Raw genomic sequence first — 25,337 nt, forward strand, 5'->3', positions numbered from 1 at the left:
ATCATTCTCAGGCGGCTTTCTCGACTTGGACCAGTGTATCGTAAAAAGTCGGCGCGCGACCCATGTCAGTCAGCCGTTGGCTGGTCACCTCATTGGCGTTCTTGCCATCGCCGGCCAGCTTCTTCCACCAGATCGACAGCCCTACCACAAGGCCTTGGCGGGCCTTCGGCGTCACGCGTGCCTTGCACACGAAGGAGCCGCGATCGTTGAAGATGCGCACCATATCGCCGTGGATGATGCCACGTGTTGCCGCATCGTCAGGACTGATGTCGAGCTGCGGTTCGCCCTCCGTGGCACGCAAGCTTTGCACATTGACAAAGGTCGAGTTCAGGAAGTTGCGCGCTGGCGGAGATATCATCGCAAGCGGGTATTTTGCCGCCAGATCGGGGGCAGATGCTGCAGATTCGTAGTTTGCGATATAGGTTGGCAGCGGGTCCAGGCCATCCTGCTTCATGCTTTCTGAGTAGAACTCACATTTTCCGGACGGTGTGGGGAAATTGCCGCATGCAAAGGGTGCATCTGGAACTTCCAGTTTCTGCCAGCCCTTCTGCTTGAGTGACTCCCAGTCGAATTGTACGAATGCCACCGACGCCAGCGCGTCATCGCTGTCGCGGAAACATGGGTCGTCAAAGCCCATGCGTGCCGCCAGCAGGCGGAAGATCTCGGTGTTCGGCTTGGCTTCGCCCATCGGCGCAATGGCCGGGTTATTGGCCATCATGTACAGGTGGCCGTAGGCGCCGTGTGCGTCGGTATGCTCGAGTTGCGTGGTGGCTGGCAGCACGATGTCGGCATAGTCGGCGGTGTCGGTCTGGAAATGTTCCAGCACCACGGTGAACAGGTCTTCACGTGCAAAGCCCGCCTGCACTTTGGACGAATCCGGCGCGACCGCCAGCGGGTTCGAGTTGTACACGATGACCGCCTTGACCTGCGGGCCAAACTCCGGCGAGGCCGGGCGCAGCAGGTCGTCGCCGATGGTCGTCATATTGATGGTGCGCGGCTGTTTCGCCAGCAAGTCCGGGCGCTGCAGCGCGGCCAGGTTTTTCTTGAAGGTGCCGGATGCCGACAGCTGCACGCCGCCTGCCGCGTGGCGCCAGGCGCCCACCAGGGCTGGCAGGCAAGCAATATTGCGTACCGCCATGCCACCGCCATGCACGCGCTGCACGCCGTAATTCATGCGGATGGCGACTGGCTCGCCGCGCTTGGCAGTTTCGCCATAGTCGCGCGCCAGGCCTTCCACTTCCTCGACGGTAATGCCGCAGGTGGCCGCCACGCGCTCCGGCGTCCATTCCGCCACGCGCTGGCGCAGCGCTTCAAAGCCTATGGTGTGGTCGGCAATGTATTCGTGGTCCAGCAGGTCGTCGCGCACCAGGATGTGCATCAGGCCCAGCGCCAGCGCCGCGTCCGTACCCGGCAGCAGCGCAATGTGCTGGTGGCATTTCTCCGCCGTCAAGGAGCGGTAGGGGTCGATGGCAATCAGCTTGGCGCCATTGCGCTTGGCTTCCTGGGCACGGGTCCAGAAATGCAGGTTCGATGCAATCGGGTTGCCGCCCCAGATGATGAGCAGCCTGGCATGCTGGAATTGCTCGATATCGGTGCCGATCGAGGCGCCGACCGTGTATTTGTAGCCGGTGGCGCCAGCCGTGGCGCAGATGGTCCGGTCCAGCAGCGAGGCGCCGATCTTGTGGAAGAAGCGGGACGACATCGATTCGCCCTGCACCAGGCCCATGGTGCCCGCGTAGCTGTAGGGCAAGATGGCTTCCGGCTCGGTCGCCGCCAGCGGTTTCAGGCGCGCCGTGATCTCGTCCAGTGCCTGCTCCCAGCTGATGCGTTCGAACTTGCCCTCGCCCTTCTTGCCGACGCGGCGCATCGGGTACAGCAGGCGGTCCGGCGAATAGGTACGTTCGGTATAGCGGGAAACCTTGGTGCACAGCACCCCGGCGGTCGTCGGGTGATCCGGATCGCCTTTCACCTCGGTCGCCACGCCGTCTTCGACGGTGACGAGCAGGGCGCAGGTATCGGGGCAATCGTGCGGGCAGGTGGCGCGGACTTGTGTGGATGACATCTTGATCTGGGTTAGCGACGGCTGAAAACAGTATCGTAAACGATTCCGGAAAACCGCACCGGGAGGCTAGAATGGCAAGACCGATGGAGAACAACAATGAAACTGATCGACCCGATTATCGCGTTTCAGTCCGAGTTGCAGCAGATCCGACGCGACCTGCATGCCCACCCGGAACTCTGCTATGAAGAAGAACGTACCGCCGATGTCGTTTGCGCCAGGCTGACCGAATGGGGCATCCCCTTCGAGCGCGGCCTGGGCAAGACCGGCGTGGTTGGCATCATCCGTAACGGCACCTCCGAACGCGCCATTGGCTTGCGCGCCGACATGGACGCCCTGCCGATGCAGGAGATCAACACCTTCGCCCACGCCTCGAAGCACCCCGGCAAGATGCACGCCTGCGGCCATGACGGCCACACCGCCATGCTGCTCGGTGCGGCCCACCACCTGGCCAGGCACCGCAATTTCGACGGCACCGTTTACCTGGTGTTCCAGCCGGCCGAAGAAGGTGGTGCCGGCGCGCGTGAAATGATCAAGGATGGCCTGTTCGAGCGCTTCCCGATGGATGCGATCTACGGCATGCACAACTGGCCCGGCATGGCGCAAGGCGCGCTGGGCGCTTGTGAAGGGCCGATGATGGCCTCTTCCAATGAATTCCATGTGACCGTGCGCGGCAAGGGCGCCCACGCGGCGCAGCCGCACAAGGGCATCGACCCGATCATGATCGCGGTGCAGATTGCGCAAGCGTGGCAGACCATCGTCACGCGCAACAAGAGCCCTTTGGACACGGCCGTGCTGTCGATCACGCAGATCCACGCCGGCAGCGCCACCAATGTGATCCCCGACGATGCCAAGCTGGTCGGCACCGTGCGCACCTTCACTACCGAGGTGCTGGACATGGTGGAGAAGCGCATGCAGTCGCTGGCGGAAGGCATTGCCGCCGCCTTCGACGCGGAAGTGGAGTTCATTTTCCGCCGCAATTATCCGCCACTGGTGAATCACGCCAAGGAAACCCGCTTCGCGCTGGACGTCATGAAGTCGGTGGTCGGCGCATCGATGGTCGATGCCAATGTCGAGCCGACCATGGGCGCCGAGGACTTTGCCTTCTTCCTGCAGGAAAAGCCCGGCTGCTACATCTTCATCGGCAATGGCGAGGGCGAGCACCGGGACGGCGGCCATGGCCTCGGCCCCTGCGTGCTGCACAACGCCAGCTACGACTTCAACGACCGCTTGCTGCCGATCGGCGCCAGCTTCTGGGTGCACCTCGCAGAAGCCGCACTGCCGCAAGCCCGTTAAGGAAGCTTGTCGGCCTGCGCGCCGAGCCGCACGCCTTCGTTCAGCCGCTCCAGCGCCAGCAGCGCGGCTGAATGATCGGCGCGCGGATAGACATCCTTGATCGACTCATAGCGCTCCGTCACCAGGCTGGTGACGGGCAGCGCCACGCCCGCCGCCGCGGCGGCAGCCAGGATATTGTGCTGGTCCTTCAACTGCGTCAGCACCTGCCCGCCCGGCAGGAAATTCCGCTCCAGCATGCGCTGGCCGTGCACTTCCAGCACGCGGCTCTCGGCAAAGCCGCCGCGGATCGCCTCGCGTACCGCCACCGGGTCTGCTCCCGCCGCCTGCGCCAGCAACAAGGCCTCCGCCACGATGTTGATGGTGGCGCCGACGATCAACTGGTTGCACAGCTTTGCCACCTGTCCGCTGCCAGCCGGACCAACCAGCCTGGGCTTGCCCATCGCTTCCAGCACCGGCCGCGCCGCTTCGAAATCGGCCGCACTGCCGCCCGCCATGATGGCCAGCGAACCCGCTTGCGCGCCGCCGACACCGCCCGACACCGGAGCATCGATGAAGCGATGCCCACGCCCGGCCAGCAATGCGTGGAAAGCCTGTGCCTCGTCCTGCCGCGTCGAGCTCATGTCGATCCACAGCGTGCCGGGACGCAGCGCATCGAGCGCAGCATCGATCACGCCGCCGACTGCATCGCCCGCCGACAGCATCGATACCACCACCGCCGCATCGGCCACCGCATGCGGCAGCACGTCGTCGGGGTCCGCCCCGGCGGCCGCCAGCACGCCGGCCTTGCCCGCTGTACGGTTCCAGGCCGTGACCTTGAAACCTGCCGCCAGCAGGCGCAGGACCATCGGCTCCCCCATCAAGCCAATGCCAAGAAATGCAATTCGCAGAGGATGCGCCACAATAAGCTCCAGATATGCCAGTATTGCAGTAATTCTAACAATTAAGGGGCCGCCTGAAATAAATTCAGAACGAAAGTAAAATTGCCGTCATTGCCTCAGCAAATATGAAGACTGCGGCAAGGACTAGAGAGAAAAACATGCAAATCAAAAAACTGTTCGCCATTGCTGCCGCTGCATTGGCAGCGCAATCCGCTTTCGCCTTCGACACCAATTCCGCCTACGTGGAGGCCGGCTCCGCTTCCAAGATCCGCATGGTGCGCCTGGGCGCCACGCAGGACCTCAACCCTGAATGGAGCTGGTTCAATTCCAACGGCACGCATGTCACCGGCTACTGGGACGCCAGTATCGGCTTCTGGCAGGCCCGCCAATGGCTCAACGTGCCCGGCGACAAGGAGAACCTCTTCGACGTCGGCTTCACGCCGGTCCTCCGCTTCGAGAATACCAGCAAGAAGGGCTTTTACGTGGAAGGCGGCATCGGCGCGCACGTGCTTTCCAAGACCTACAAGAACAACGATGACGGCCTGTCGACTGCCTTCCAGTTCGGCGACCATATCGCCGTCGGCTATGTCTTCGACAACAAGTGGGAAGTCGCCCTCAAGGCGCAGCACTACTCGAATGGCGGCATCAAGAAGCCCAACAGCGGCGTCGACGTGATCATGCTGAAAGCAGCTTACCACTACTGATTCACTTCTTGCGGTAGCGCTGCACGCCCTTTGGCAGCAGGTTAAACACGCGCACCATCGCGTGCAGCTGCCAGGGAAAGATGCAGCACGCCTGCCTGCCAGCGATGGCGCGGGTAATGCGGCGCACGGCCTCTTCTTCGGTCTGCAGGAAAGGCTTGCGCTGCGCGCTTCCGCCATTCAGGCCCCTCAGCTTCTGCGTATCGACATAACCCGGAACCACTGCCGTCACATCGATTCCGTGCGGCGCCAGCGCCTTGCGATAGGAATCGCTGATGGCAATCGCGGCGCGCTTGCTCGCGCTGTACAGCGAGCCGTTCGGATATTCGTGCAGCAGCCCGGCAATCGAAGCCACCACCACCATCTGGCCGCATCCACTGTGCAGCATGGCCTGCGCTCCCGCATCGAAAGCATGGCACAGGCCGGAGACATTGGTGCGCACCACGGGCAGGCTGCGCATGCGGTCCTGCGCCAGCGCCCTGGCATCGGCATACTGTCCGGCGGTGACGATCAGCAGGTCCAGCCCTCCTTGCGCGAAATCGCCGACCGCATCGAACACTGCCTGGCGGTCGCCGATGTCGAAGCCATAGCGCAGCAAGCCGGCTTGCGCGGTGATGGGGTGCCCGTCCAGGCGCGACGGGTCGCGTCCGCACAAGGCCAGCTCGGCGCCCTGCTGCGCATAGTGCCTGGCCAGGGCCAGCCCGATGCCGCTGGTTCCGCCGATGATCATGACCCTCATTGCCTTCCCCTGTTGAACCTCGTTGCGTGGCGCAGGCGCAGCCCCGGACTGGCATACGCTTCCATGCCGCGCTGGTAACCATACTGCCATTGCGCCTCGACGTCCATCGCATACTCCGCCAGGCTGGGTGGCATCACCAGCCTGATGCGGTTGCCCAGCCAGTCGATGCGCTTTCGCATGCCGCTGCCGCGCAGCGCGCTCGATATGTCGCTGGTGTCGACCCAGGCATGGGCATGCTGCGCGTGCACGTGCCTCAGCCGCGCGTTGCCATCGATGCCGAGAACCTTGCGCAGCGCCGGAATTGCCAGCACCTGGCCGAATGGCGGCTTGGCTTCCATCGTCACGTGCCGTGCCAGGCCATGCGCAATCTCGATCGGGAACAGGTCGATCACGCCGCCCATATAGTGTGCGCCGCCATGCTGGTGGCAGGCGAAATAGAGCATGTCCGTGATCGAGCTGCGCACGGCGTCGGCAACCGGCATGGCGCTGTCCAGCAGCAGCCCGGGCGCGACCGCGCCGCAGCTCCATGCGGGCGAACTGGCCGGCGCCTGCCATCCTTGCAGCAGGCTGCATGCGCGGTCGGGACCAAGCAGGACTTCCGCGAACAGGGCACGGTTGCCGCGCGCCTGGCCCGCCTGCTCCCGGCCGAATAGCAGTTTCGCAGCGACGATGGCAAGTGCCGGGGACTGCGGGCGCGCCACCGGCAACGGCAGCGCTTCCGGCAGCTCGAACATGTAATTGTCGAACACGTCGGGCACACGGCTGGCCCTGCTGCGCGACAGGCCGCGCAGCAGGGCGGCGCCCAGCACCGGCAGCGCACTCACGTGCGGCGCTGCGCGCATGCGGCACAGGAACTGGTACATCTCGGGAGAGACAAGCCACTGCTTGCGCTGCGCGGCATCCGGCAGGGCATGGATGATGGCTGCCGCCAGCGAACCGCCGCAACTGGCGAGGATGATGTCGGGCGCCATGCCGCTGTCTTCGGCCGCAGCGTGCATGCCAAGGTAATAGCCGAAGCGAAATCCTCCTCCCGCCATCACCATGCAGCGCTCGTACTTTTGGTCTTCACTCATATCACGTGACATAATGCCATGAATGCAACTCCTGCACCTGATCATCAACGCCCTGCTATTCGGGCTTTGCTACACGCTCACGAACCATGCTGCCGAAACGGCGCAGGTCCAGCGCACGCTGGCGCTTCCGTTCGAGCAAGCCATCCCGTTCCTGCCGTGGATGATCGTTCCCTATGCCAGTTCAGGGCCCTTGCTGGCCTGGACCTTCTTCAAGGTCCGCCAAGGAGACGCGCTGCGTGTTTATAGCCGCCGCCTGATGCTCGCCACCGTTGCCGCCAGCCTGGTGTTCGCGATTTTTCCTGCCCGCTTCCCGGCCGCCAGGGTGCTGCCCGAGCACGCATTCCTGCAGCTAGCGTATGGCTTGCTTGACGCCTCGGACCGGCCTTACAACCAGTTCCCGTCCCTGCACATCACCTACTGCATCCTGCTGTGGCTCGCGCTGCGGCCAGCCATTGCAAGCCGGACCTGGCGCATTGTGCTGGCTGGCTGGCTGCTGCTGGTTGGCGCCAGCACGCTGCTGACCTGGCAGCATGCCGTGGCCGATATCGCCGGCGGCATCGCGCTGGCTGCCGCCGCCTGCCATGCAGTGCGCGCCGGCGCCACCACCCGCCAAAGCGTCGCGTTCTATTACGCCATGATGGCAGGACTGGCGCTACTGACCGCCAGCCTGTTCGCGCCCGCATGGCTCTGGCTCTACCTGGCCGCCAGCCTGCTGCTGGTGGCGCTGGCATACGCCCGCCGCAACGCTGCTTTCCTGTGCAAGAACCAGGGCCGGCATCCACCCTGGATCTGGTTGCTGTTCTGGCCCTACCTTGCCGGCTACGCCGCCACCTGGCTGCTGGTGCGCTGGCGCCAGCATGGCAAGCCGCCTTTCGCGCAGGCGACCGATGGCCTGTGGGTAGGCCGCCGCCTGAGCGCCAGCGAAGCGCAGCAACTGCCGCCGGGCTGCAGCATCATCGACCTGAGCGCAGAGCTCAGCGAAACCGAAATGCTGCGGCGCGGCCGTTACCGGCACCTTCCCCTGATGGACCTGCAGGCCCCAAGCCGCCAACAGGTTCGTACTATTCTTGCCGCTATCGACACCGAGCGCAGCCAGGGCCGCCCGGTCTACCTGCACTGCGCGATGGGTTACAGCCGCAGCCTTTTCATCGCCCGCATCTATCTTAATTCCTACACTTCATGAGCATTTCGATCTACCAGCTTAAACCGCGCTTCCAGCAACTGCTGCGTCCATTCCTCAACCTGCTCACGCGGCTCGGCATTACGCCGAACCAGGTCACCCTGGCAGCAATGGTGCTGTCGGTGGGCTACGGCGCGGCACTGGCATTGGCGCCGCAATGCCTTGGGTTATGGCTTGGCCTGCCCTTCTTCCTGCTGTTGCGCATGGCGCTCAATGCCATCGATGGCATGCTGGCCAACGCGACCGGCAACAAGACAGCCCTGGGCGCTTTGCTGAACGAGTTGTGCGACCAGGTGTCCGACGTCGCGCTGTACCTGCCAGCGGCCATGCTGGCGGGCGTCTTCACGCACCTGCTGGTGCTGGTCGTGGTGTTTGCACTGCTGGCCGAATTCGCCGGGGTGCTGGCCAGCAGCATCGGTGTCGCGCGCCGTTTCGATGGCCCGATGGGCAAGAGCGACCGCGCCTTTGCCTTCGGCCTGCTTGGCCTGCTGGTCTGGGCAGGCGTTGCGCCGCTCTGGCACAACGCCTTGCTTGCGGTGGTGCTGCTGCTGTCGCTGGTGACGGTATTTAACCGCCTGCGCCAGGCGCTGCGCCTTTCTCCGCAAGTGAAACAGTAAAGATACCTTCCAGTCCTATCATTGTCCGCAGCTTGCGGCAACCGGCCAGCGCGACCAGGCCATCCATCTCAGCCTGCGCACGCGGGCGCATGCGCCACGGCTCGCCGCGGTGGTTGGTCAGCGTGTAGGCGATCATGTCCAGCTGCGGATGCCATGGCTGGCCGGTGTACAGCAAGCTGCCGCCTTCACGCAGGCTGGCCGAGACGCCACGCAGCGACTGCAGCACCATCGTGTTGTCGCTGAACAGCTCGTAGAGGCCCGATACCACGGCGATGTCGTAGCGCCCTTCCTGGCCCTGGTAGCTGTCGGCGCTGAAGGCATCGCGTCGGCAGTATTCGATGCGGGCGCTGACCTGCAGCTTTTCCGCCAGCTTCCTGGCCTGGTCCAGGTTGTGCTGCTCGTAGTCGCACAGCGTGACTTCTATCTCCCGGTCCTGGAAGCGCTTGACGGTCTCCAGCACGTAGCGCGCAGAACCTGCGGCGATGTCGAGGATGCGCACCGGACCAGGGCCCTGGTGCGCCGCGATCTGCTCCGCCAGCATGTGCTGCATCTGCATCTTGCGCAGGCGGATACCGCGCCATCCCACCGCATCCAGGTAGCCGCGGTCCATCATGCCGCCGAAGCCAAGCTTGCCGCCCGCCTGGTTGCGATATACATAGTCCAGCGATTCGCCCGAATCAAAACCGTGGCGCAGGCCGATCTTCATGCCATCGCTCAGCGGTCCCATTAGCTTCAGCATATTGCGCTGCAAGCCGAACCAGGCGCGCGTCAGCGCATTGCCGGTCCGGTTCTCCAGCAGCGCCGCGTAGTGCTGCGCACCTTGCCCTTCCCGGTCGGCAGCCGCGAAACGCACCGGCGATGCCGGCTGCGATGCGAAGCACTCGTCGATAAAGCTGCGGCTAGCCTGCATCGCAACAGAAGTGTCTTCCTCGTAGAAGATGGCGTGGCGGCAGCGCTGCAGCCTGACATAACGCTTCATCTGCGATGACAGGCGCTCGAAGAACAACTGCTGCGGCGCTTCGTGCACGACATAGTCCTGGTCGGCGGCCAGCATCAGCACCGGCGTGTCGATGGCGGCGGCATCGTGCACGATGCGTTGCGCCGTATCGGCAAGCTCCAGCAGGATTTGGGCCGAAATGCTCTTGGCGATCAGCGGGTCTTGCTCATAGGTGCGCGCCTGCTCCGCCGAATGCGTCAGCATGGTCGGGCGAATATAACTGGTCACGAACAACTCCGGCTTGAAGCGCCGCGCAAAGCGCAGGCCCGGCTTTGCCAGCGGCACATACAGTTTGATCGCAAAGGCCGCGGCAGCCATGACCAGGCCGCGCACGCGCGGAGCATAGTCATGCAGCCAGGTCGCCGCCACGACAGCGCCAACGCTGTTGGCGATGACCAGCACATCCTCGATCGCAAATCCGTGCTTGCTGCAGATATGGCGCACGAAGCTATCCAGGTCTTCCACCATGGTGGCGAAACTTGGCGCGGAGCCGCGCTCACCCGGCGAATAGCCGTGTCCGCGCGCATCGTAAGCAAAAGCCCAGTCGCCGTGGAATCCGAATTGCTCGACCAGCGTGCCGATACGGCCAGAATGTTCATGCCCGCGATGCAGGAATACCAGCGCACGTGGCGCTCCGCTGCGCGGCGCCAGCGGCATCCAGCTACGGTAGAACAGGCGCGTGCCGTCGGCCGCTTCAAATCCGGACTGGCTCTCACGCCAGGCAAGGCCTCGTTCAATCTTCATTCTTTTTTCCTTATCGATAATTGAGCAACAGGTAAAGCAGTGGCGCCGTCACCACCAGGCTATCGGCGCGGTCCAGCATTCCGCCGTGGCCGGGAATCAGGTTTGAAAAGTCCTTGATGCCAAGCTTGCGTTTCGCTGCAGAGAACATCACGTCGCCGGCAAAGCCGCCAACGGACAGCAGCACCGCGATCGCCGCCATCCACGCTGGCCGGCCCAGGCCAAAGTAGGCGCCCATGGCGAGCGACAGCAAGACGGAAACCACGACGCCGCCCAGCAAGCCTTGCCAGGTCTTCTGCGGGCTAATCTGGGGAACAATCTTCTGCTTGCCGAACAGCTTGCCGCTGGTGAACTGGGCGATGTCATTCAAGGCCGTCACGATGAACAGGTAAAACAGCCAGGACAGGTTTTCCCTCGGCCCGAAAGGCAGCTGGACAAAGGCCGGGACGAAGCTGATGCCGAAACAGGTCAGCGCGAACAGCAGCCAGGGCAGCGCAGCCAGTTCGCGCGAGTGCAACAGGTACACAGCAGCGGCGCCGGCGGCCAGGGCAAATGCCATGGGCAGGGAAGCCGGCGCATAAGTGCCAGCGCATGCGGCGATGAACAGGCTCGCGACGGCAGCGGTCCGGAAGCGGCCGGAAGCCTGCCCGCAATATGGTGCAAGCTCCCGCGCAGCCAGGCCGCAAATGACGAGTGCAAGCAACGGCGCCCCGACCGGATAGAGGATCAGGCCGCAGCTGACAATGGGGAAGATGAACCACCAGGCATTCACCTGGTCACGCAACTGGCTGGTACGCGAGCCAAGCGCCAAACCCACACCTGTTGAAACGATACCCAGCAGCACATACAGGGCAGCCATTGCGTATCCAAGCTGCGCATTGAAGATTCCATTCATGACTTGCATTTTGCCAACAAGTGGACGATGCACCATCACACATTGTCACGACGCGCAAAAAAAAACCGCCAGGGTGTCCCGGCGGCTCCTGAGCTTCGCTGCGCGGCTTATTCTGCCACGTCGGCGCCCACGTTAATGGCAGCGTAGGCGCGCTGGACTGCTTTCGCTTCGGCGCTATTGGCGCCGTATAGTTCCTGCGCTGCTGCCAGCACTTTCAAACGAGCATCCGCGTAGTTCGTCGACGAGGTGAACTTGGTGGTATTGGCGCGGAACCAGATACGATAGGCCTTGTCGATGCCAATGCCGGTCATGTTCTTGGGCGACTGGGTCAGGTATGGCGAGTAGTAGTCGCTGGTCGACACCGAGCTCGATCCCATCGCCAGGAAGTAGAACATGCGGTTGTTCGGGCCACTGCTGTAGTGCACGTCCAGGCGCTTGATGGTGGACTTCCACGCGTCAGGCGACTTGCCATCCTTGCTTGGCTTGTACATCCAGCGCAGCGGTTGACCGTTCTTGGAAATTTCCTTGCCCATCATCCAGTCGTTGCTCGACGGGACAGGCAGGGAAGTGCCGGTGCCGCCGGCGCGCGCATAAGCTTCCACCGCTTCGCCCGAAATATCGGACGAGGATTCATTCAGTCCGCCGGATTCGCCGCGGTAGGTCAGGTTGGAGGTGGCGGCAGTGATTCCGTGGCCCATTTCGTGGCCGATCACGTCGATCGAACCCAGGTTGTTGAAGTAGCTGCCGCCGTCGCCGATGAACATGCACTTGCAGCTGTCGGAGTAGTAAGCGTTGTCATAGGCGGTGTTGACGTGCACGGCAATGTAGGTCGCGGTGTTATTGCCGTCCAGCGAAGACCAGTTCAGCACATTCTTGTGCATGTCGTAGGTATTCATCAGGCCCCACAGTGCATTCACTGCAGCAGTCTGGCCATTGGCGTTGGTAGTGCTGCCGCCGGAGATGTACTGCTTGCCATCACCCCATACATTGGTGGCATTGGTATATACGGCGCCGGCGCTGGTGCCGTGGTTGGCATTGGTGATCGCCATGGCGCCGAACGTACCTCCGGTGCCGCGGCTGCCGTCGATCATCTTGTAGACACCGCCGGACAGGGTGGTGTTGATCGGCACGTCGCCGTTGTACTGGCTATGGCCCGTGCCGACCACGTTCTGCATTGCATTCCACTGGTCCAGGATACGGCCATCGCGCGCGCTCACGATGGTGTCGTGGTAGCCGCCATGGCTGCGGGTTTTTACCAGGTAAGCCAGCTCGTAGCCGGCAATGACGTCTTGCACGTCAACCGCGTTCAGGTCTGCCTCGGCCTTGTTCTCCGCACCCGGTGCACGCACGGTCTTCATCATCGGGAAGATGACCAGTTCGGCGGACGGTGGATCGATTTCTGCGCCGGCGACTGTCAGGCTGCGGTTTGCCTTGGCGATAGCTGCTTTGCTGCTAATGGATGGCTTTACGTCGAAACGCTTGCCCGACAGGCCCTGGCGGCGTTCGCCAACTGATTCGCTGACGATGTTGCCGGCCTGGTCGGTGACAACAACGGTCTCGGATTCAAAGATGCGCACACCCTTGTAGGTGTGGTTGATGCGGCTGATTGCCCGGCCCTGTTCGCCAGGATGCTGGCTGGCGATGGCGTAGCCGTGGTCCGCATCCAGGCCAAATTTACCCCGCTCACCGTTCAGGGTGGAGACCAGGCGTGCTTTCTCCTGGGCGGAGAAGGCAACAGGGCTGGCCATCATGCTGGGGGCGGCGCTGGCGTGTGCAGCAACCATGGCGATCGCGGCTGCGATCAGGCTTTTGCGAAATTCCATTTTTGTCTCCAAGTGTCCCGATGAGGTAGGGTGTTAATGGGAATCTAACACTATCGGCGACTGGAGGCTGAGTCAAAATTTCTACAAATTGAGACAAATTTTTGCCACTTGTCTCGGATACAACTTTCAAAAGCAAAAAGCCCGCTGGCACATGCCTAGCGGGCTTTTCTAATAAGAGCCTGACGATAACCTACTTTCACACTGGTTGCAGCACTATCATCGGCGCAAAGTCGTTTCACGGTCCTGTTCGGGATGGGAAGGGGTGGGACCGACTTGCTATGGTCATCAGGCATGACTTGTCAACAATCCGGGAAGAAGTAAAAGTGGGGTAGTGTTCTCAAACACTGTGTAAGTGCTACATAACCGTCAAGGTTATAGGGACAAGCCATACGGGCAATTAGTATCAGTTAGCTTAATGCATTACTGCACTTCCACACCTGACCTATCAACGTCCTGGTCTCGAACGACCCTTCAAGGAGCTCAAGGCTCCGGGAAATCTCATCTTAAGGCAAGTTTCCCGCTTAGATGCTTTCAGCGGTTATCTCTTCCGAACTTAGCTACCCGGCAATGCCACTGGCGTGACAACCGGTACACCAGAGGTTCGTCCACTCCGGTCCTCTCGTACTAGGAGCAGCCCCCTTCAAATTTCCAACGCCCACGGCAGATAGGGACCAAACTGTCTCACGACGTTTTAAACCCAGCTCACGTACCACTTTAAATGGCGAACAGCCATACCCTTGGGACCGGCTACAGCCCCAGGATGTGATGAGCCGACATCGAGGTGCCAAACTCCCCCGTCGATATGAACTCTTGGGAGGAATCAGCCTGTTATCCCCAGAGTACCTTTTATCCGTTGAGCGATGGCCCTTCCATACAGAACCACCGGATCACTATGTCCTACTTTCGTACCTGCTCGACTTGTCGGTCTCGCAGTTAAGCACGCTTATGCCATTGCACTATTAGCACGATGTCCGACCGTACCTAGCGTACCTTCGAACTCCTCCGTTACACTTTGGGAGGAGACCGCCCCAGTCAAACTGCCTACCATGCACTGTCCCCGATCCGGATTACGGACCAAGGTTAGAACCTCAAACAAACCAGGGTGGTATTTCAAGGATGGCTCCATAGGAACTGGCGTCCCTACTTCAAAGCCTCCCACCTATCCTACACAGATTGGTTCAAAGTCCAATGCAAAGCTACAGTAAAGGTTCATGGGGTCTTTCCGTCTAGCCGCGGGTAGATTGCATCATCACAAACACTTCAACTTCGCTGAGTCTCGGGAGGAGACAGTGTGGCCATCGTTACGCCATTCGTGCAGGTCGGAACTTACCCGACAAGGAATTTCGCTACCTTAGGACCGTTATAGTTACGGCCGCCGTTTACTGGGACTTCAATCAAGAGCTTGCACCCCATCATTTAATCTTCCAGCACCGGGCAGGCGTCACACCCTATACGTCCACTTTCGTGTTTGCAGAGTGCTGTGTTTTTATTAAACAGTCGCAGCCACCAGTTTATTGCAACCTTTTCGCCCTTCCACAGTAAAGTGGTCAAGCTACCGAGGCGTACCTTATCCCGAAGTTACGGTACCAATTTGCCGAGTTCCTTCTCCCGAGTTCTCTCAAGCGCCTTAGAATACTCATCTCGCCCACCTGTGTCGGTTTGCGGTACGGTCTCGTATGACTGAAGCTTAGAGGCTTTTCTTGGAACCACTTCCGATTGCTTCGCGAGATAAACCCGCTCGTCCCAGTCCCTTGAATTACGCGCCCGGATTTGCCTAAGCGCCTTCTATGAACCAGAAACTGCCTATTCCAACAGGCAGACAACCTTCCGCGATCCGTCCCCCCATCGCATCATACGACGGTGCAGGAATATTAACCTGCTTCCCATCAGCTACGCATCTCTGCCTCGCCTTAGGGGCCGACTCACCCTGCTCCGATGAACGTTGAACAGGAAACCTTGGGCTTACGGCGTGCGGGCTTTTCACCCGCATTATCGCTACTCATGTCAGCATTCGCACTTCTGATACCTCCAGCATCCTTCACAAGACACCTTCGCAGGCTTACAGAACGCTCTCCTACCATATGCTTACGCATATCCGCAGCTTCGGTGACTGGCTTAGCCCCGTTACATCTTCCGCGCAGGACGACTCGATCAGTGAGCTATTACGCTTTCTTTAAATGATGGCTGCTTCTAAGCCAACATCCTGACTGTTTTAGCCTTCCCACTTCGTTTTCCACTTAGCCAATCTTTGGGACCTTAGCTGGCGGTCTGGGTTGTTTCCCTCTTGACACCGGACGTTAGCACCCGATGTCTGTCTCCCAAGCTCGCACTCAACGGTATTCGGAGTTTGCAATGGTTTGGTAAGTCGCGATGACCCCCTAGCCATAACAGTGCTCTACCCCCGTCGGTGATACTTGAGGCACTACCTAAATAGTTTTCGGAGAGAACCAGCTATTTCCAAGTTTGTTTAGCCTTTCACCCCTATCCACAGCTCATCCCCTAATTTTTCAACATTAGTGGGTTCGGTCCTCCAGTGCGTGTTACCGCACCTTCAACCTGGCCATGGATAGATCACTTGGTTTCGGGTCTACACCCAGCGACTGGCGCCCTGTTCGGACTCGATTTCTCTACGGCTCCCCTATCTGGTTAACCTCGCCACTGAATGTAAGTCGCTGACCCATTATACAAAAGGTACGCCGTCACCCCTTACGAGGCTCCGACTGTTTGTATGCACACGGTTTCAGGATCTATTTCACTCCCCTCCCGGGGTTCTTTTCGCCTTTCCCTCACGGTACTGGTTCACTATCGGTCGATTACGAGTATTTAGCCTTGGAGGATGGTCCCCCCATGTTCAGACAGGATTTCTCGTGTCCCGCCCTACTTGTCGTACGCTTAGTACCACCGCTTGGATTTCATGTACGGGGCTATCACCCGCTATGGCCAGAGTTTCCAATCTGTTCCATTATCCAAACGACTATCACGTACAGGCTCTTCCCATTTCGCTCGCCACTACTTTGGGAATCTCGGTTGATTTCTTTTCCTGCAGCTACTTAGATGTTTCAGTTCGCCGCGTTCGCTTCACACACCTATGTATTCAGTGAGTGATGACCTATAAGGCCGGGTTTCCCCATTCGGAAATCTTCGGATCAATGCTTGTTTGTCAGCTCCCCGAAGCTTATCGCAGACTTCTACGTCCTTCATCGCCTGTAATCGCCAAGGCATCCACCATGTGCACTTATTCACTTGTCCCTATAACCTTGACGGCTATAAGTTCAAGCACTTACTACTGTGTTTGATGAGTTTTACTACTACCCTAAGTGATATCTTTCGATATCGCTTAATAAAACTTTTACTTCTTCCAGATTGTTAAAGAACGGTACTACTTTTATGTCTGCGTCTGCGCACACATAAAAGCATTTGGTGGAGGATGACGGGATCGAACCGACGACCCCCTGCTTGCAAAGCAGGTGCTCTCCCAGCTGAGCTAATCCCCCTGGGTGGTACTGGTAGGGCTGGTTGGGCTCGAACCAACGACCCCCGCGTTATCAACACGGTGCTCTAACCAGCTGAGCTACAGCCCCATTTGTTCTTCGTATTACAACAGCCGATAAGTGTGGACGTTTGAGTCTGATGCCGACTCTAGAAAGGAGGTGATCCAGCCGCACCTTCCGATACGGCTACCTTGTTACGACTTCACCCCAGTCACGAATCCCACCGTGGTAGGCGCCCTCCTTGCGGTTAAGCTACCCACTTCTGGTGAAACCCGCTCCCATGGTGTGACGGGCGGTGTGTACAAGACCCGGGAACGTATTCACCGCGACATGCTGATCCGCGATTACTAGCGATTCCAACTTCATGTAGTCGAGTTGCAGACTACAATCCGGACTACGATACACTTTCTGGGATTAGCTCCCCCTCGCGGGTTGGCGGCCCTCTGTATGTACCATTGTATGACGTGTGAAGCCCTACCCATAAGGGCCATGAGGACTTGACGTCATCCCCACCTTCCTCCGGTTTGTCACCGGCAGTCTCATTAGAGTGCTCTTGCGTAGCAACTAATGACAAGGGTTGCGCTCGTTGCGGGACTTAACCCAACATCTCACGACACGAGCTGACGACAGCCATGCAGCACCTGTGTGCAGGTTCTCTTTCGAGCACTCCCGGATCTCTCCAGGATTCCTGCCATGTCAAGGGTAGGTAAGGTTTTTCGCGTTGCATCGAATTAATCCACATCATCCACCGCTTGTGCGGGTCCCCGTCAATTCCTTTGAGTTTTAATCTTGCGACCGTACTCCCCAGGCGGTCTACTTCACGCGTTAGCTGCGTTACTAAGTCAATTAAGACCCAACAACTAGTAGACATCGTTTAGGGCGTGGACTACCAGGGTATCTAATCCTGTTTGCTCCCCACGCTTTCGTGCATGAGCGTCAGTTTTGACCCAGGGGGCTGCCTTCGCCATCGGTGTTCCTCCACATCTCTACGCATTTCACTGCTACACGTGGAATTCTACCCCCCTCTGCCAAACTCTAGCCTCGCAGTCTCCATCGCCATTCCCAGGTTAAGCCCGGGGATTTCACGACAGACTTACGAAACCGCCTGCGCACGCTTTACGCCCAGTAATTCCGATTAACGCTTGCACCCTACGTATTACCGCGGCTGCTGGCACGTAGTTAGCCGGTGCTTATTCTTCAGGTACCGTCAGCAGATCTGGATATTAGCCAGACCCTTTTCTTCCCTGACAAAAGAGCTTTACAACCCGAAGGCCTTCTTCACTCACGCGGCATTGCTGGATCAGGGTTGCCCCCATTGTCCAAAATTCCCCACTGCTGCCTCCCGTAGGAGTCTGGACCGTGTCTCAGTTCCAGTGTGGCTGGTCGTCCTCTCAGACCAGCTACTGATCGTTGCCTTGGTGAGCCTTTACCTCACCAACTAGCTAATCAGATATCGGCCGCTCCAGGAGCACAAGGTCTTGCGATCCCCTGCTTTCATCCTTAGATCGTATGCGGTATTAGCGTAACTTTCGCTACGTTATCCCCCACTCTTGGGTACGTTCCGATATATTACTCACCCGTTCGCCACTCGCCGCCAGGCCGAAGCCCGCGCTGCCGTTCGACTTGCATGTGTAAAGCATGCCGCCAGCGTTCAATCTGAGCCAGGATCAAACTCTTCAGTTCAATCTCTGTTTTTCGGTATTGCTACCGAGGTCACTCACTCAAAATACTGACGAATCTCTTTCGAGATTACGTTTAATTTTGTGCGAGCGTTATAACGTATATTTTGAGCATCGAGCCCGAAGGCTCGGGCATATCGTCAAACGCCCACACTTATCGACTGTTGATTTTTAAAGATCGCTGCCTTGTTTATTCGACGAAGCGTTGTGTTCGTCATCAGCAGAGGAGCGAGATTATGCGGTACAGCGTGCAACTCGTCAACCCCTTCTTTTTCTCGTTTCGCTTTACTGATTTGTCAGCGCTGCGTTGCGAGGGACAGAACTATAACCAAACGCCTGGTGTTTTGCAAGTGCATAGTTCGCCATCACGACTGCGCAAGCGATCCAGGCAGACCACAATGTATGCGAAAGGAAGTGGGCACCGCGCAGTTGCTGCACAAAGCCGACCCCTAATGCAAACGCCATCGTCAAGGCGCCGACGCTCAAGGCCTTGCGCGGCTGCTCCGGCCACCAGAAGGCCGACAATGCAATCAGCCACAAGGCACTGGACGCGTGCCCACCCGGCAGGCAGTGGCCGGCTTCGACACCGGCCGGCATCAATTCGAGCAAGCGGATATAAGGCGCGTGGCCGCCATAGCGTTCCAGGTCCCACGGGCAGTGCGAGGTGCTGGCGCGCTTCAGCAAGCTCACCACGACCGGTACGCTGATGGCCGACATGCCAAGAACCCTTACGCCCAGGCGCTGTGCGGGAATCCAATGCAGTTGCGGACGCCAGATGTCCCACAGCGCCAGCACCACGGCGGCACCGGCCAGGCATGACAGCAGGGCCTTGAGGATGACATGGTTGAATTGCTCGGTAAACCAGGTGTGCTGCAAAGGGAAGACGCCACGCGCACGGTCGTACACCAGGTCTGCCAGACGCAAGTCAACATCCGTAAACTGGCCGAGCAACAGGATCAGGACGGCCGACGCCGCCAGCGCCAGCAATCCCCAGGATTTCTTAAGCATCATTGATACACGCATGGAACATGTCTAATTTGGGGTTGTAAACTGCGGTATTCACGTTCAGCATGCCGAGCGCGGAATGGAATACGTTATCGTGCGAGAACGGCTGGCTGCTGCGCGCAGCCAGGCAGTTGCGGTCAAGGTGGAAGCGCTGGCTGAAACCGTCCGACAGCCACAGCATCATCGGTACCTTGCGCTGCTCCTCCGGCGAAAAGATGTACGGGGCACCATGCAGGTACATATTCTTCTCACCCAGCGATTCGCCATGATCGGAGAAATACAGCATGGAAGCCGGCACCCCCGAGTCTTTCAGCACCTTGATGGTCTTGTCGAGGAAATAGTCGGTGTACAGGATGGTGTTGTCGTAGGCTGCCGTGATTTGCTCGCGCGTGCACTGCTCCAGTTCATTGGTCTGGCATACCGGGCCGAACCTCTTGAATTCGGCCGGGTAGCGCTTCCAGTACGCGGGGCCATGGCTACCTTTCTGGTGCAGCACAATGACCAGGTCTCTCCTGGCGTCGCGGATCAGCTCCGGCAGTCCTTCGAGCAGGTGTTCGTCGTAGCACTCTTCGGAATTGCACAACGGATTGCCGGCGACAGGCTTGGACATGTCTTCAAAGCGCACACGGTCGCACACTCCCTTGCAACCGGAATTATTGTCGCGCCAGATCACCTCCAGCCCGGCGTGCTGCAGCACGTCCAGCAGGCCTTCCTTGCTGCGCGCCTTGTCTTCCGAATAATCCTCGCGCGTGAGGTCGGAAAACACACAGGGGACCGAGACCGCCGTGGCAGTACCGCACGAGCTCACATTAGTGAAGTTGACCAGCGACTGCACTCGCGCCAGGCGCGGGTTGGTTTCGCGCCCATAGCCGTTCAAGGAAAAATTCATGGCGCGCGCAGTCTCGCCGACCACGATGATGGTCACCGTACGCTGGCTGGTGCCCGCCGCGGCCCACAAGCTGCCCCTGGCGGCATCCGTGCCGAGGGGCGCGATCACGGTCGCCGTCGCCCATTTACGTTTGAGGTAGCTGTTCGTGGCCTGGAACACATTGGTAGGCGTCAGCATGAAGCGCAGTTCGCGGTGCTCGCGAATGGCCGGCGCCAGGGTTTTGAACAGCACGATCAACAAGCCGGCAGCAAGCAGCAGCGAACCGGCCACCAGCCCAGTATTGACCAGCACCTCGCGACGCAGGGAACCATAACGCACCGGCAGCCGCCAGATCAGCCACGAGGGGATCACGCCCAGCAGCAGCACCGATTGCACCAGCTTCCAGCTAAACAGCTCGCCGGCTTCACGCACATCGGTTTCCACCACGTTCTGCACCATGGAGGCATCGACCACGATGCCGTACTGGGACATGAAATAGGCCGTCAACGAGGACAGCAGCAATAGCGCGATCACAACAGGCTTGAACAGGCGGCGGAAATTCACCAGCGCCAGCACCCCGCCGAACAGCAGCACCAGCAGCAGCGCGGCTCCAAGATAGACCAGCAGGTTGGCGACCTGGAACCCGCCCGTAGCCGACACGAAGCCCTTCCAGAAGCTGATGTTATAGATCAGGACCAGGAAGGAAGCTGTGGCAAGGGGAAGAAAGGCCGAATGAATGCGAGGAAATTTCATCCTCGCACGATAGCTTGCAGCAGGTAAAGGCTACGTCAAGGCGGCGTTAAGTTTGCGTTAAATCAGCTGGGAAGCCGATGGAGAAATGGGTACCGCCGCCCTCGCGTTGCTGGACATGCAACTCGGCGCCAAGATAAACACAGATGCGCTGCACCAGCCCCAGGCCGAGGCCGGTGCCGGACGAGGCGCCATCGCCCTCGGGGCCCGATTCGCCGCGCAGGCGCGCCAGGGCTGCCGCAGGCAGGCCTGGCCCGGTGTCTTCCACTACGATCGAACGTTGCTCCAGGCGCAGCACAACTTCGCCCCGCTCCGTGTAGGCGCACGCGTTGCGCAGCAGGTTGCCGATCGCGGCCTGCAGCAGCTCGCGCGAGCCGTGGACGGTGAAGTCGGCCCCATTCAGATAGCGCAATGCGACAGGCTTGCCGGCCACCAGGGGCTGGCAGCGCGCAGCCTCATATTCCGCCAGCTCGGCAACCGACTGCGGCGGCGATTCCAAGCCTTGCGGCGAACGGGCCAGGCGCAGCAGCACGCTGGCCACGTCGCTGGCTTCGCGCGCGGCGCGGTAGATCCGTTCGGCCGGCGCATGCAAGCCAGGCTCGCCCTCGGTACGCGCGATCAGCACTTCCGCCGCGCCGCTGATCACGGTCAGGGGCGTGCGCAATTCGTGGCTCACGTCCCCGGTGAAGAATCGTTCACGGTCGAGGAATTGCTTGAGCTCCCCGGTGCGGCCGGCAAAGGCGCGCGCCAGGACGCCCAGTTCGTCGTTGCGCTCAAGGCAGGGCAATTCTTCCTGGCGCTGTTCGACAGCCTGCGACAGCAGGGTTATCGGCGTGACAATACGGTTGGCGAGGAAGCGCGCGAGCACCAGCGAACAGATGACAAAAGTGAGGAAGCCTGCAGCGAACATCGAATAGACCACGATCTCGATCGTTTCATAATCGCTGTCGTGATCGACCACCACGAATTCCCCATGGCCGTCGTTCCCTGCCAGCACGTGCAGGTCGGTTCCATCGACGGTGATCTCGCGAACGCCATGCGGCAGCCCGCGCAGCGAGCGCGGGATGTCGGCGCCGTGGTGGAAGGTCAGGCCGGCCGGCATCTGCACCGGCATGCCACCGGTATGGCGAGGCGCGGCCCATAAAGCCACTTCTTCCAGGCGCTCGTCGACCAGTTTTTCCTCGATGCCTTCCACTGCCAGGGCGGCAATAACGGCAAACACGGCGGAGACTGCGACCGCAAAAGTCATGTAGGCGCCGACAATGCGTCGGCGCAGCGAATCAGTTTTCTTCATCTGCGTTCACCAGCTTGTAACCGATGCCCGGAATCGTGCGCAGCATGGCAAAAGGATAAGGTTTGTCCAATGCCTGGCGCAGCGCATGGATGTGGGTGCGCAACGCGTCGCTGTCGGGACGCTCGTCGCCCCACACCTCGTGTTCCAGCGCATCCCGGGTGACGATGCGGGGTGCTTCCTTCATCAGGCTTTTGAGGATGGTATAGCCGGTACGGGTCAACCCCAAGGGGCGTCCGGCGCGCCGCACCTCGTAATTGACAGTATCGAAAGTCAGGTCGCCGAACTGCAGCACCGGCGCCGCCGCCTGCACGCCACGGGCGCGCCGCACCAGGGCGCGCAGCCGGATTTCCAGCTCCACCAGTGAAAAAGGCTTGACCAGGTAGTCGTCGGCGCCGCTCTCGAAGCCTGCGACCTTGTCTTCCAGCGTGTCGCGCGCGGTCAGCATCAACACCGGGGTGGCCTTTCCGAGCTCCCCGCGCAGCTTGCGGCACAGCTCCATGCCATTCAGGCCGGGCAACATCACGTCGAGCACCACGGCGTCGTATTCATTCTCGGTTGCCAGCGCCAGCCCACCGTAACCATTGGCTGCCGTATCCAGCACGTAGCCCTTGGGCTCAAGGAAGCCGTACAGGTTGGCGACAATATCCTTATTGTCTTCAATGATAAGTATGCGCATACGGGCATTATAATTCCGCGATGACTATCCCACACATCACCCCACTCAAAGACGAAGCGCTTGCGGCCAAGCTGGATCGCGCCATCAACAACAAGACCAAGCCCCTGGGCAGCCTGGGTGCGCTGGAGGGACTGGCACACAAGATTGGCATGATCCAGCAGACCACCAGCCCGCAGCTGCGCGAGCCTGCCATCCTGGTGTTTGCGGGCGACCATGGGGTGGTGGCGGAAGGAATTTCCGCCTTCCCGCAGGATGTGACCTGGCAGATGGTGGAGAACTTCCTGGCCGGCGGCGCCGCCATCAATGTCTTCGCGCGCCAGAACGGCTGCGCGCTGAAAGTCGTGGATGCGGGCGTCAAGCATGATTTCGGGACGCGCGAAGGCCTGGTTAACCGCAAGATCGCCCCAGGTACCGCCAATTTTGCGCAACAGCCGGCCATGTCGGTGCAGCAGTGCATGGAGGCGATCGAGTGCGGCATGGACCTGGTGGCCGAGCTGCCGGGCAATGTCCTGGGCTTCGGCGAAATGGGGATCGGCAATACCACCGCCGCCGCGGCGCTGATGCATCGCCTGACCGGCATTCCGGTCGCCGATTGCGTGGGGGCAGGCACCGGCCTGGCGCCGGAAGGCGTGCAGCACAAGCAGCGCGTGATCGAAGCGGCCATGAACCTGCACGCCGACGCGCAGGGCGGACTGCAGGCGCTGGCGACGTTCGGCGGCCTGGAAATCGCGATGATGGTCGGCGCCATGCTGAAGGCAGCCGAACGCCGCATGGTGCTGCTGGTTGACGGCTTCATCGTTACCAGCGCCCTGCTGGTCGCGTCGCGCGTGCAACCGGCGGTACTGGATTACTGCGTGTTCTCGCATTGCTCCGGCGAGAATGGCCACAAGCGCATGCTGGACTTCCTTGGCGGCCGCCCGCTGCTGGACCTGGGCTTGCGCCTGGGCGAAGGCACAGGCGCCGCGCTGGCCGTGCCGCTGCTGCATGCCGCCGTCAACTTCCTGAACCAGATGGCGACTTTCGAGTCGGCCCAGGTCAGCGAGAAGTCCGAGTAAGCGCCCATGCAGCAGTTGCGCCTGTTCTTCATCGCACTGCAGTTCTTCACGCGCCTGCCTATCCCGCGCTGGGTCGGTTTCGAGCCGGCCTGGCTGCACCATGCCTCGCGCTACTTCCCCGCCGTGGGGCTGGTGGTGGCGGCGATTGCGGGCGGAGTGTACGCGGCGGCGGCGCTGGTGCTGCCGCCGCTGCTTGCCGTGCTGCTTTCCACCGCCGCCGGCATTTATGCCACCGGAGCCTTCCACGAGGACGGGTTTGCCGATAGCTGCGACGGCCTGGGCGGCGGCCACACACGCGAGCGGGTGCTGGACATCATGAAGGATTCCCGCATCGGCGCGTATGGAGCCATCGGCATCGGCCTGATGCTGGCAACCAAGGTGGCGGCGCTGGCCAGCATGCCGAAGCTGGCGGTGCTTGGCGCCCTGCTGGCGGCCCATCCGCTGTCGCGCCTCATGGCCTGTTCGCTGATCTGGCGCATGGAGTATGCGCGCGCGGAGGGCAAGGCCAAGCCGCTGGCGCAGGAAATGCGCGGCGGCGAGTTCGCCATCGCGACGCTGACGTCCGCGCTGCCCGCGGCGGGCGCGGTGGTCGCAGGCTGGCTGCCGCCGGCTGCATTGGGCGCCGGCCTGGCCGGCATGTTGCTGGCGACGCTCTGGCTGGCGCGCAAGTTCCGCCAACGCCTGGGCGGCTATACCGGCGACTGCCTTGGCGCAGTCCAGCAATTGACCGAAGCCGTGTTCTACGTCGCGGCACTGGCCTGCATGTGGAACTGATCCTCGTCCGCCATCCGCAGCCCGATGTCGCGCCCGGCCTGTGCTACGGCAGCAGCGACATCCCGGCCGCAGCGGGCGCCCTGGCTGCCGGCCACGCCGCCCTGGCGCCGCAACTGGCCAGCGCCCTCGCCCGCGGCTACCGTCTGTACTCCAGCCCTCTGCGGCGCTGCACGTCCCTGGCCTCCCTGCTGGGCGCCTTCACGCCCGACCCACGCCTGGTGGAAATGGATTTCGGCGCCTGGGAGCTGCGCAGCTGGCCCGACGTCGCGCGCGCCGAGGTCGATGCCTGGGCCGCCGACCTGCTCGATTACCGCCCTGGCGGCGGAGAAACCGTGCGCGAGGTGGCACGCCGCGTGCAATCCTTCCTCGATGAGTTGCAGCACGACGCCATTGTCGTCTGCCACGCCGGCACCATGCGCCTGATGGCGGCCATCGCCGCCGGTGAGCCCTTGCAGCAGGCGGCCGCCAGGCCAAACCACATCAAGTATTGCGGGATCCTTCGCTTGTCCTGGCCAGCCAAGTCCGTATAATGGCGGGGTTTTGGTGCCCGCAATCGAATTCTCGAATGCAGTTAAACGGGAAACACGGCGCTGTCCCTGACAGCCAACGTGTGCTGCCCCCGCAACGGTAAGCAAGTGCCGCCTTCAATGTGCGGCAGCGACCTCCCGGCCACTGTGCGCAAGCATGGGAAGGCCAGGCCGCCAGACTTGCCAGCCCGGATACCGGCCAGACCAGGTGGGAACGCG

Annotated in this window: 18 protein-coding genes, 2 tRNA genes, 3 rRNA genes and 1 riboswitch; of the genes, 7 read left to right on the plus strand and 16 right to left on the minus strand. The window is 60.9% G+C overall.

Annotation, left to right across the window (positions count from 1 at the left end):
* Positions 1-7: 7 nt before the first annotated feature.
* A complete protein-coding gene (locus ACN9MZ_RS29125; protein ID WP_426340249.1) occupies positions 8-2,062 on the minus strand; it encodes a molybdopterin-containing oxidoreductase family protein in 2,055 nt (684 codons plus the stop codon).
* Between the two features lie 96 nt (positions 2,063-2,158).
* Here ACN9MZ_RS29125 and ACN9MZ_RS29130 point away from each other — a divergent pair, with 96 nt between their 5' ends.
* A complete protein-coding gene (locus ACN9MZ_RS29130; protein ID WP_426340250.1) occupies positions 2,159-3,355 on the plus strand; it encodes a M20 aminoacylase family protein in 1,197 nt (398 codons plus the stop codon).
* On the opposite strand, the gene ACN9MZ_RS29135 is transcribed toward ACN9MZ_RS29130, so the two are convergent.
* Positions 3,352-4,254 (minus strand): NAD(P)-dependent oxidoreductase, encoded by a 903-nt coding sequence (locus ACN9MZ_RS29135; RefSeq protein WP_426340251.1) that lies wholly within the window; start codon positions 4,252-4,254, stop codon positions 3,352-3,354. The two genes, ACN9MZ_RS29130 and ACN9MZ_RS29135, sit on opposite strands and share 4 nt — an antisense overlap.
* Positions 4,255-4,391: 137 nt before the next feature.
* On the opposite strand from ACN9MZ_RS29135, the gene ACN9MZ_RS29140 reads away from it, so the two are divergent.
* Positions 4,392-4,937, plus strand: coding sequence for an acyloxyacyl hydrolase (locus tag ACN9MZ_RS29140; RefSeq protein ID WP_426340252.1), 546 nt, complete (start codon positions 4,392-4,394; stop codon positions 4,935-4,937).
* A 1-nt stretch (position 4,938) separates the two neighbouring features.
* On the opposite strand, the gene ACN9MZ_RS29145 is transcribed toward ACN9MZ_RS29140, so the two are convergent.
* Complete coding sequence (locus ACN9MZ_RS29145; protein ID WP_426340253.1) at positions 4,939-5,673, minus strand: SDR family NAD(P)-dependent oxidoreductase; 735 nt, start codon at positions 5,671-5,673, stop codon at positions 4,939-4,941.
* On the minus strand, positions 5,670-6,746 hold the full coding sequence (locus ACN9MZ_RS29150) for a patatin-like phospholipase family protein (RefSeq protein WP_426340254.1): 1,077 nt from the start codon (positions 6,744-6,746) through the stop codon (positions 5,670-5,672). Before ACN9MZ_RS29150 ends, ACN9MZ_RS29145 begins: the two co-directional genes overlap by 4 nt.
* Positions 6,747-6,768: 22 nt before the next feature.
* Here ACN9MZ_RS29150 and ACN9MZ_RS29155 point away from each other — a divergent pair, with 22 nt between their 5' ends.
* Together ACN9MZ_RS29155 and ACN9MZ_RS29160 are read left to right on the plus strand one after the other, a co-directional pair.
* The gene (locus tag ACN9MZ_RS29155) at positions 6,769-7,929 is read left to right on the plus strand and encodes a phosphatase PAP2 family protein (RefSeq protein WP_426340255.1); all 1,161 of its coding nucleotides are present in this window, start codon (positions 6,769-6,771) and stop codon (positions 7,927-7,929) included.
* Positions 7,926-8,543 carry a CDP-alcohol phosphatidyltransferase family protein gene (locus tag ACN9MZ_RS29160; RefSeq protein WP_426340256.1) on the plus strand — a complete coding sequence of 206 codons (618 nt, stop codon included), beginning with the start codon at positions 7,926-7,928 and terminating at the stop codon, positions 8,541-8,543. The genes ACN9MZ_RS29155 and ACN9MZ_RS29160 overlap by 4 nt, the downstream gene beginning before the upstream one ends.
* Here the strand turns inward: ACN9MZ_RS29160 and ACN9MZ_RS29165 are convergent.
* The 12 genes from ACN9MZ_RS29165 to ACN9MZ_RS29220 all read right to left on the minus strand — a co-directional run bounded on the left by ACN9MZ_RS29165 (position 8,494) and on the right by ACN9MZ_RS29220 (position 22,762).
* On the minus strand, positions 8,494-10,284 hold the full coding sequence (locus tag ACN9MZ_RS29165; RefSeq protein ID WP_426340257.1) for a bifunctional alpha/beta hydrolase/class I SAM-dependent methyltransferase: 1,791 nt from the start codon (positions 10,282-10,284) through the stop codon (positions 8,494-8,496). The genes ACN9MZ_RS29160 and ACN9MZ_RS29165 overlap by 50 nt on opposite strands.
* Before the next feature lie 10 nt (positions 10,285-10,294).
* Complete coding sequence (locus ACN9MZ_RS29170; protein WP_426340258.1) at positions 10,295-11,140, minus strand: phosphatidate cytidylyltransferase; 846 nt, start codon at positions 11,138-11,140, stop codon at positions 10,295-10,297.
* A 143-nt stretch (positions 11,141-11,283) separates the two neighbouring features.
* Positions 11,284-12,999 (minus strand): M4 family metallopeptidase, encoded by a 1,716-nt coding sequence (locus ACN9MZ_RS29175; protein ID WP_426340259.1) that lies wholly within the window; start codon positions 12,997-12,999, stop codon positions 11,284-11,286.
* Between the two features lie 177 nt (positions 13,000-13,176).
* Positions 13,177-13,289 (minus strand): 5S ribosomal RNA (rrf, locus tag ACN9MZ_RS29180).
* An 86-nt stretch (positions 13,290-13,375) separates the two neighbouring features.
* A 23S ribosomal RNA gene (locus tag ACN9MZ_RS29185) occupies positions 13,376-16,248 on the minus strand.
* A 169-nt stretch (positions 16,249-16,417) separates the two neighbouring features.
* Positions 16,418-16,493 (minus strand) — tRNA-Ala (locus tag ACN9MZ_RS29190).
* 10 nt (positions 16,494-16,503) lie between these two features.
* A tRNA-Ile gene (locus tag ACN9MZ_RS29195) sits at positions 16,504-16,580 on the minus strand.
* Positions 16,581-16,642: 62 nt separating this feature from the next.
* Positions 16,643-18,173 (minus strand): 16S ribosomal RNA (locus tag ACN9MZ_RS29200).
* Together the 16S, 23S and 5S rRNA genes with 2 tRNA genes alongside form the textbook arrangement of a ribosomal RNA operon.
* 281 nt (positions 18,174-18,454) lie before the next feature.
* Positions 18,455-19,180, minus strand: coding sequence for a phosphatase PAP2 family protein (locus ACN9MZ_RS29205; protein WP_426340260.1), 726 nt, complete (start codon positions 19,178-19,180; stop codon positions 18,455-18,457).
* Positions 19,170-20,795, minus strand: coding sequence for a phosphoethanolamine transferase (locus ACN9MZ_RS29210; protein WP_426340261.1), 1,626 nt, complete (start codon positions 20,793-20,795; stop codon positions 19,170-19,172). The genes ACN9MZ_RS29205 and ACN9MZ_RS29210 overlap by 11 nt, the downstream gene beginning before the upstream one ends.
* Before the next feature lie 46 nt (positions 20,796-20,841).
* Entirely contained in the window at positions 20,842-22,086 is a 1,245-nt protein-coding gene (locus tag ACN9MZ_RS29215) for a sensor histidine kinase (protein WP_426340262.1), read from the minus strand.
* Complete coding sequence (locus ACN9MZ_RS29220) at positions 22,073-22,762, minus strand: response regulator transcription factor (protein ID WP_426340263.1); 690 nt, start codon at positions 22,760-22,762, stop codon at positions 22,073-22,075. The genes ACN9MZ_RS29215 and ACN9MZ_RS29220 overlap by 14 nt, the downstream gene beginning before the upstream one ends.
* 20 nt (positions 22,763-22,782) lie before the next feature.
* On the opposite strand from ACN9MZ_RS29220, the gene cobT reads away from it, so the two are divergent.
* The 3 genes from cobT (at position 22,783) to ACN9MZ_RS29235 (ending at position 25,121) form a co-directional block, all read left to right on the plus strand.
* Positions 22,783-23,817: a nicotinate-nucleotide--dimethylbenzimidazole phosphoribosyltransferase gene (cobT, locus tag ACN9MZ_RS29225; protein ID WP_426340264.1), complete on the plus strand. Its 1,035-nt coding sequence runs from the start codon at positions 22,783-22,785 to the stop codon at positions 23,815-23,817.
* A gap of 6 nt (positions 23,818-23,823) precedes the next feature.
* A complete protein-coding gene (locus ACN9MZ_RS29230) occupies positions 23,824-24,591 on the plus strand; it encodes an adenosylcobinamide-GDP ribazoletransferase (RefSeq protein ID WP_426340265.1) in 768 nt (255 codons plus the stop codon).
* Positions 24,582-25,121 (plus strand): histidine phosphatase family protein, encoded by a 540-nt coding sequence (locus ACN9MZ_RS29235; RefSeq protein ID WP_426340266.1) that lies wholly within the window; start codon positions 24,582-24,584, stop codon positions 25,119-25,121. Before ACN9MZ_RS29230 ends, ACN9MZ_RS29235 begins: the two co-directional genes overlap by 10 nt.
* Positions 25,116-25,336: riboswitch (cobalamin riboswitch) on the plus strand. (Overlaps the previous gene by 6 nt.)
* The last annotated feature ends 1 nt before the right edge of the window (position 25,337 follow it).

The sequence above is a fragment of the Pseudoduganella sp. S-14 genome (assembly GCF_049913285.1).
Classification (GTDB): domain Bacteria; phylum Pseudomonadota; class Gammaproteobacteria; order Burkholderiales; family Burkholderiaceae_D; genus Rugamonas.

What these genes read in the sequence shown, in the direction of transcription:
- ACN9MZ_RS29140 (WP_426340252.1), top strand. Translation starts at nt 4,392, where the DNA reads ATGCAAATCAAAAAACTGTTCGCCATTGCTGCCGCTGCATTGGCAGCG.
- ACN9MZ_RS29155 (WP_426340255.1), top strand. Translation starts at nt 6,769, where the DNA reads ATGCAACTCCTGCACCTGATCATCAACGCCCTGCTATTCGGGCTTTGC.
- ACN9MZ_RS29165 (WP_426340257.1), bottom strand. Translation starts at nt 10,284, where the DNA reads ATGAAGATTGAACGAGGCCTTGCCTGGCGTGAGAGCCAGTCCGGATTT.
- ACN9MZ_RS29215 (WP_426340262.1), bottom strand. Translation starts at nt 22,086, where the DNA reads ATGAAGAAAACTGATTCGCTGCGCCGACGCATTGTCGGCGCCTACATG.
- ACN9MZ_RS29230 (WP_426340265.1), top strand. Translation starts at nt 23,824, where the DNA reads ATGCAGCAGTTGCGCCTGTTCTTCATCGCACTGCAGTTCTTCACGCGC.
- ACN9MZ_RS29205 (WP_426340260.1), bottom strand. Translation starts at nt 19,180, where the DNA reads ATGATGCTTAAGAAATCCTGGGGATTGCTGGCGCTGGCGGCGTCGGCC.
- ACN9MZ_RS29145 (WP_426340253.1), bottom strand. Translation starts at nt 5,673, where the DNA reads ATGAGGGTCATGATCATCGGCGGAACCAGCGGCATCGGGCTGGCCCTG.
- ACN9MZ_RS29220 (WP_426340263.1), bottom strand. Translation starts at nt 22,762, where the DNA reads ATGCGCATACTTATCATTGAAGACAATAAGGATATTGTCGCCAACCTG.
- ACN9MZ_RS29170 (WP_426340258.1), bottom strand. Translation starts at nt 11,140, where the DNA reads ATGGCTGCCCTGTATGTGCTGCTGGGTATCGTTTCAACAGGTGTGGGT.
- ACN9MZ_RS29175 (WP_426340259.1), bottom strand. Translation starts at nt 12,999, where the DNA reads ATGGAATTTCGCAAAAGCCTGATCGCAGCCGCGATCGCCATGGTTGCT.
- ACN9MZ_RS29130 (WP_426340250.1), top strand. Translation starts at nt 2,159, where the DNA reads ATGAAACTGATCGACCCGATTATCGCGTTTCAGTCCGAGTTGCAGCAG.
- ACN9MZ_RS29150 (WP_426340254.1), bottom strand. Translation starts at nt 6,746, where the DNA reads ATGAGTGAAGACCAAAAGTACGAGCGCTGCATGGTGATGGCGGGAGGA.
- ACN9MZ_RS29160 (WP_426340256.1), top strand. Translation starts at nt 7,926, where the DNA reads ATGAGCATTTCGATCTACCAGCTTAAACCGCGCTTCCAGCAACTGCTG.
- ACN9MZ_RS29210 (WP_426340261.1), bottom strand. Translation starts at nt 20,795, where the DNA reads ATGAAATTTCCTCGCATTCATTCGGCCTTTCTTCCCCTTGCCACAGCT.
- ACN9MZ_RS29125 (WP_426340249.1), bottom strand. Translation starts at nt 2,062, where the DNA reads ATGTCATCCACACAAGTCCGCGCCACCTGCCCGCACGATTGCCCCGAT.
- cobT (WP_426340264.1), top strand. Translation starts at nt 22,783, where the DNA reads ATGACTATCCCACACATCACCCCACTCAAAGACGAAGCGCTTGCGGCC.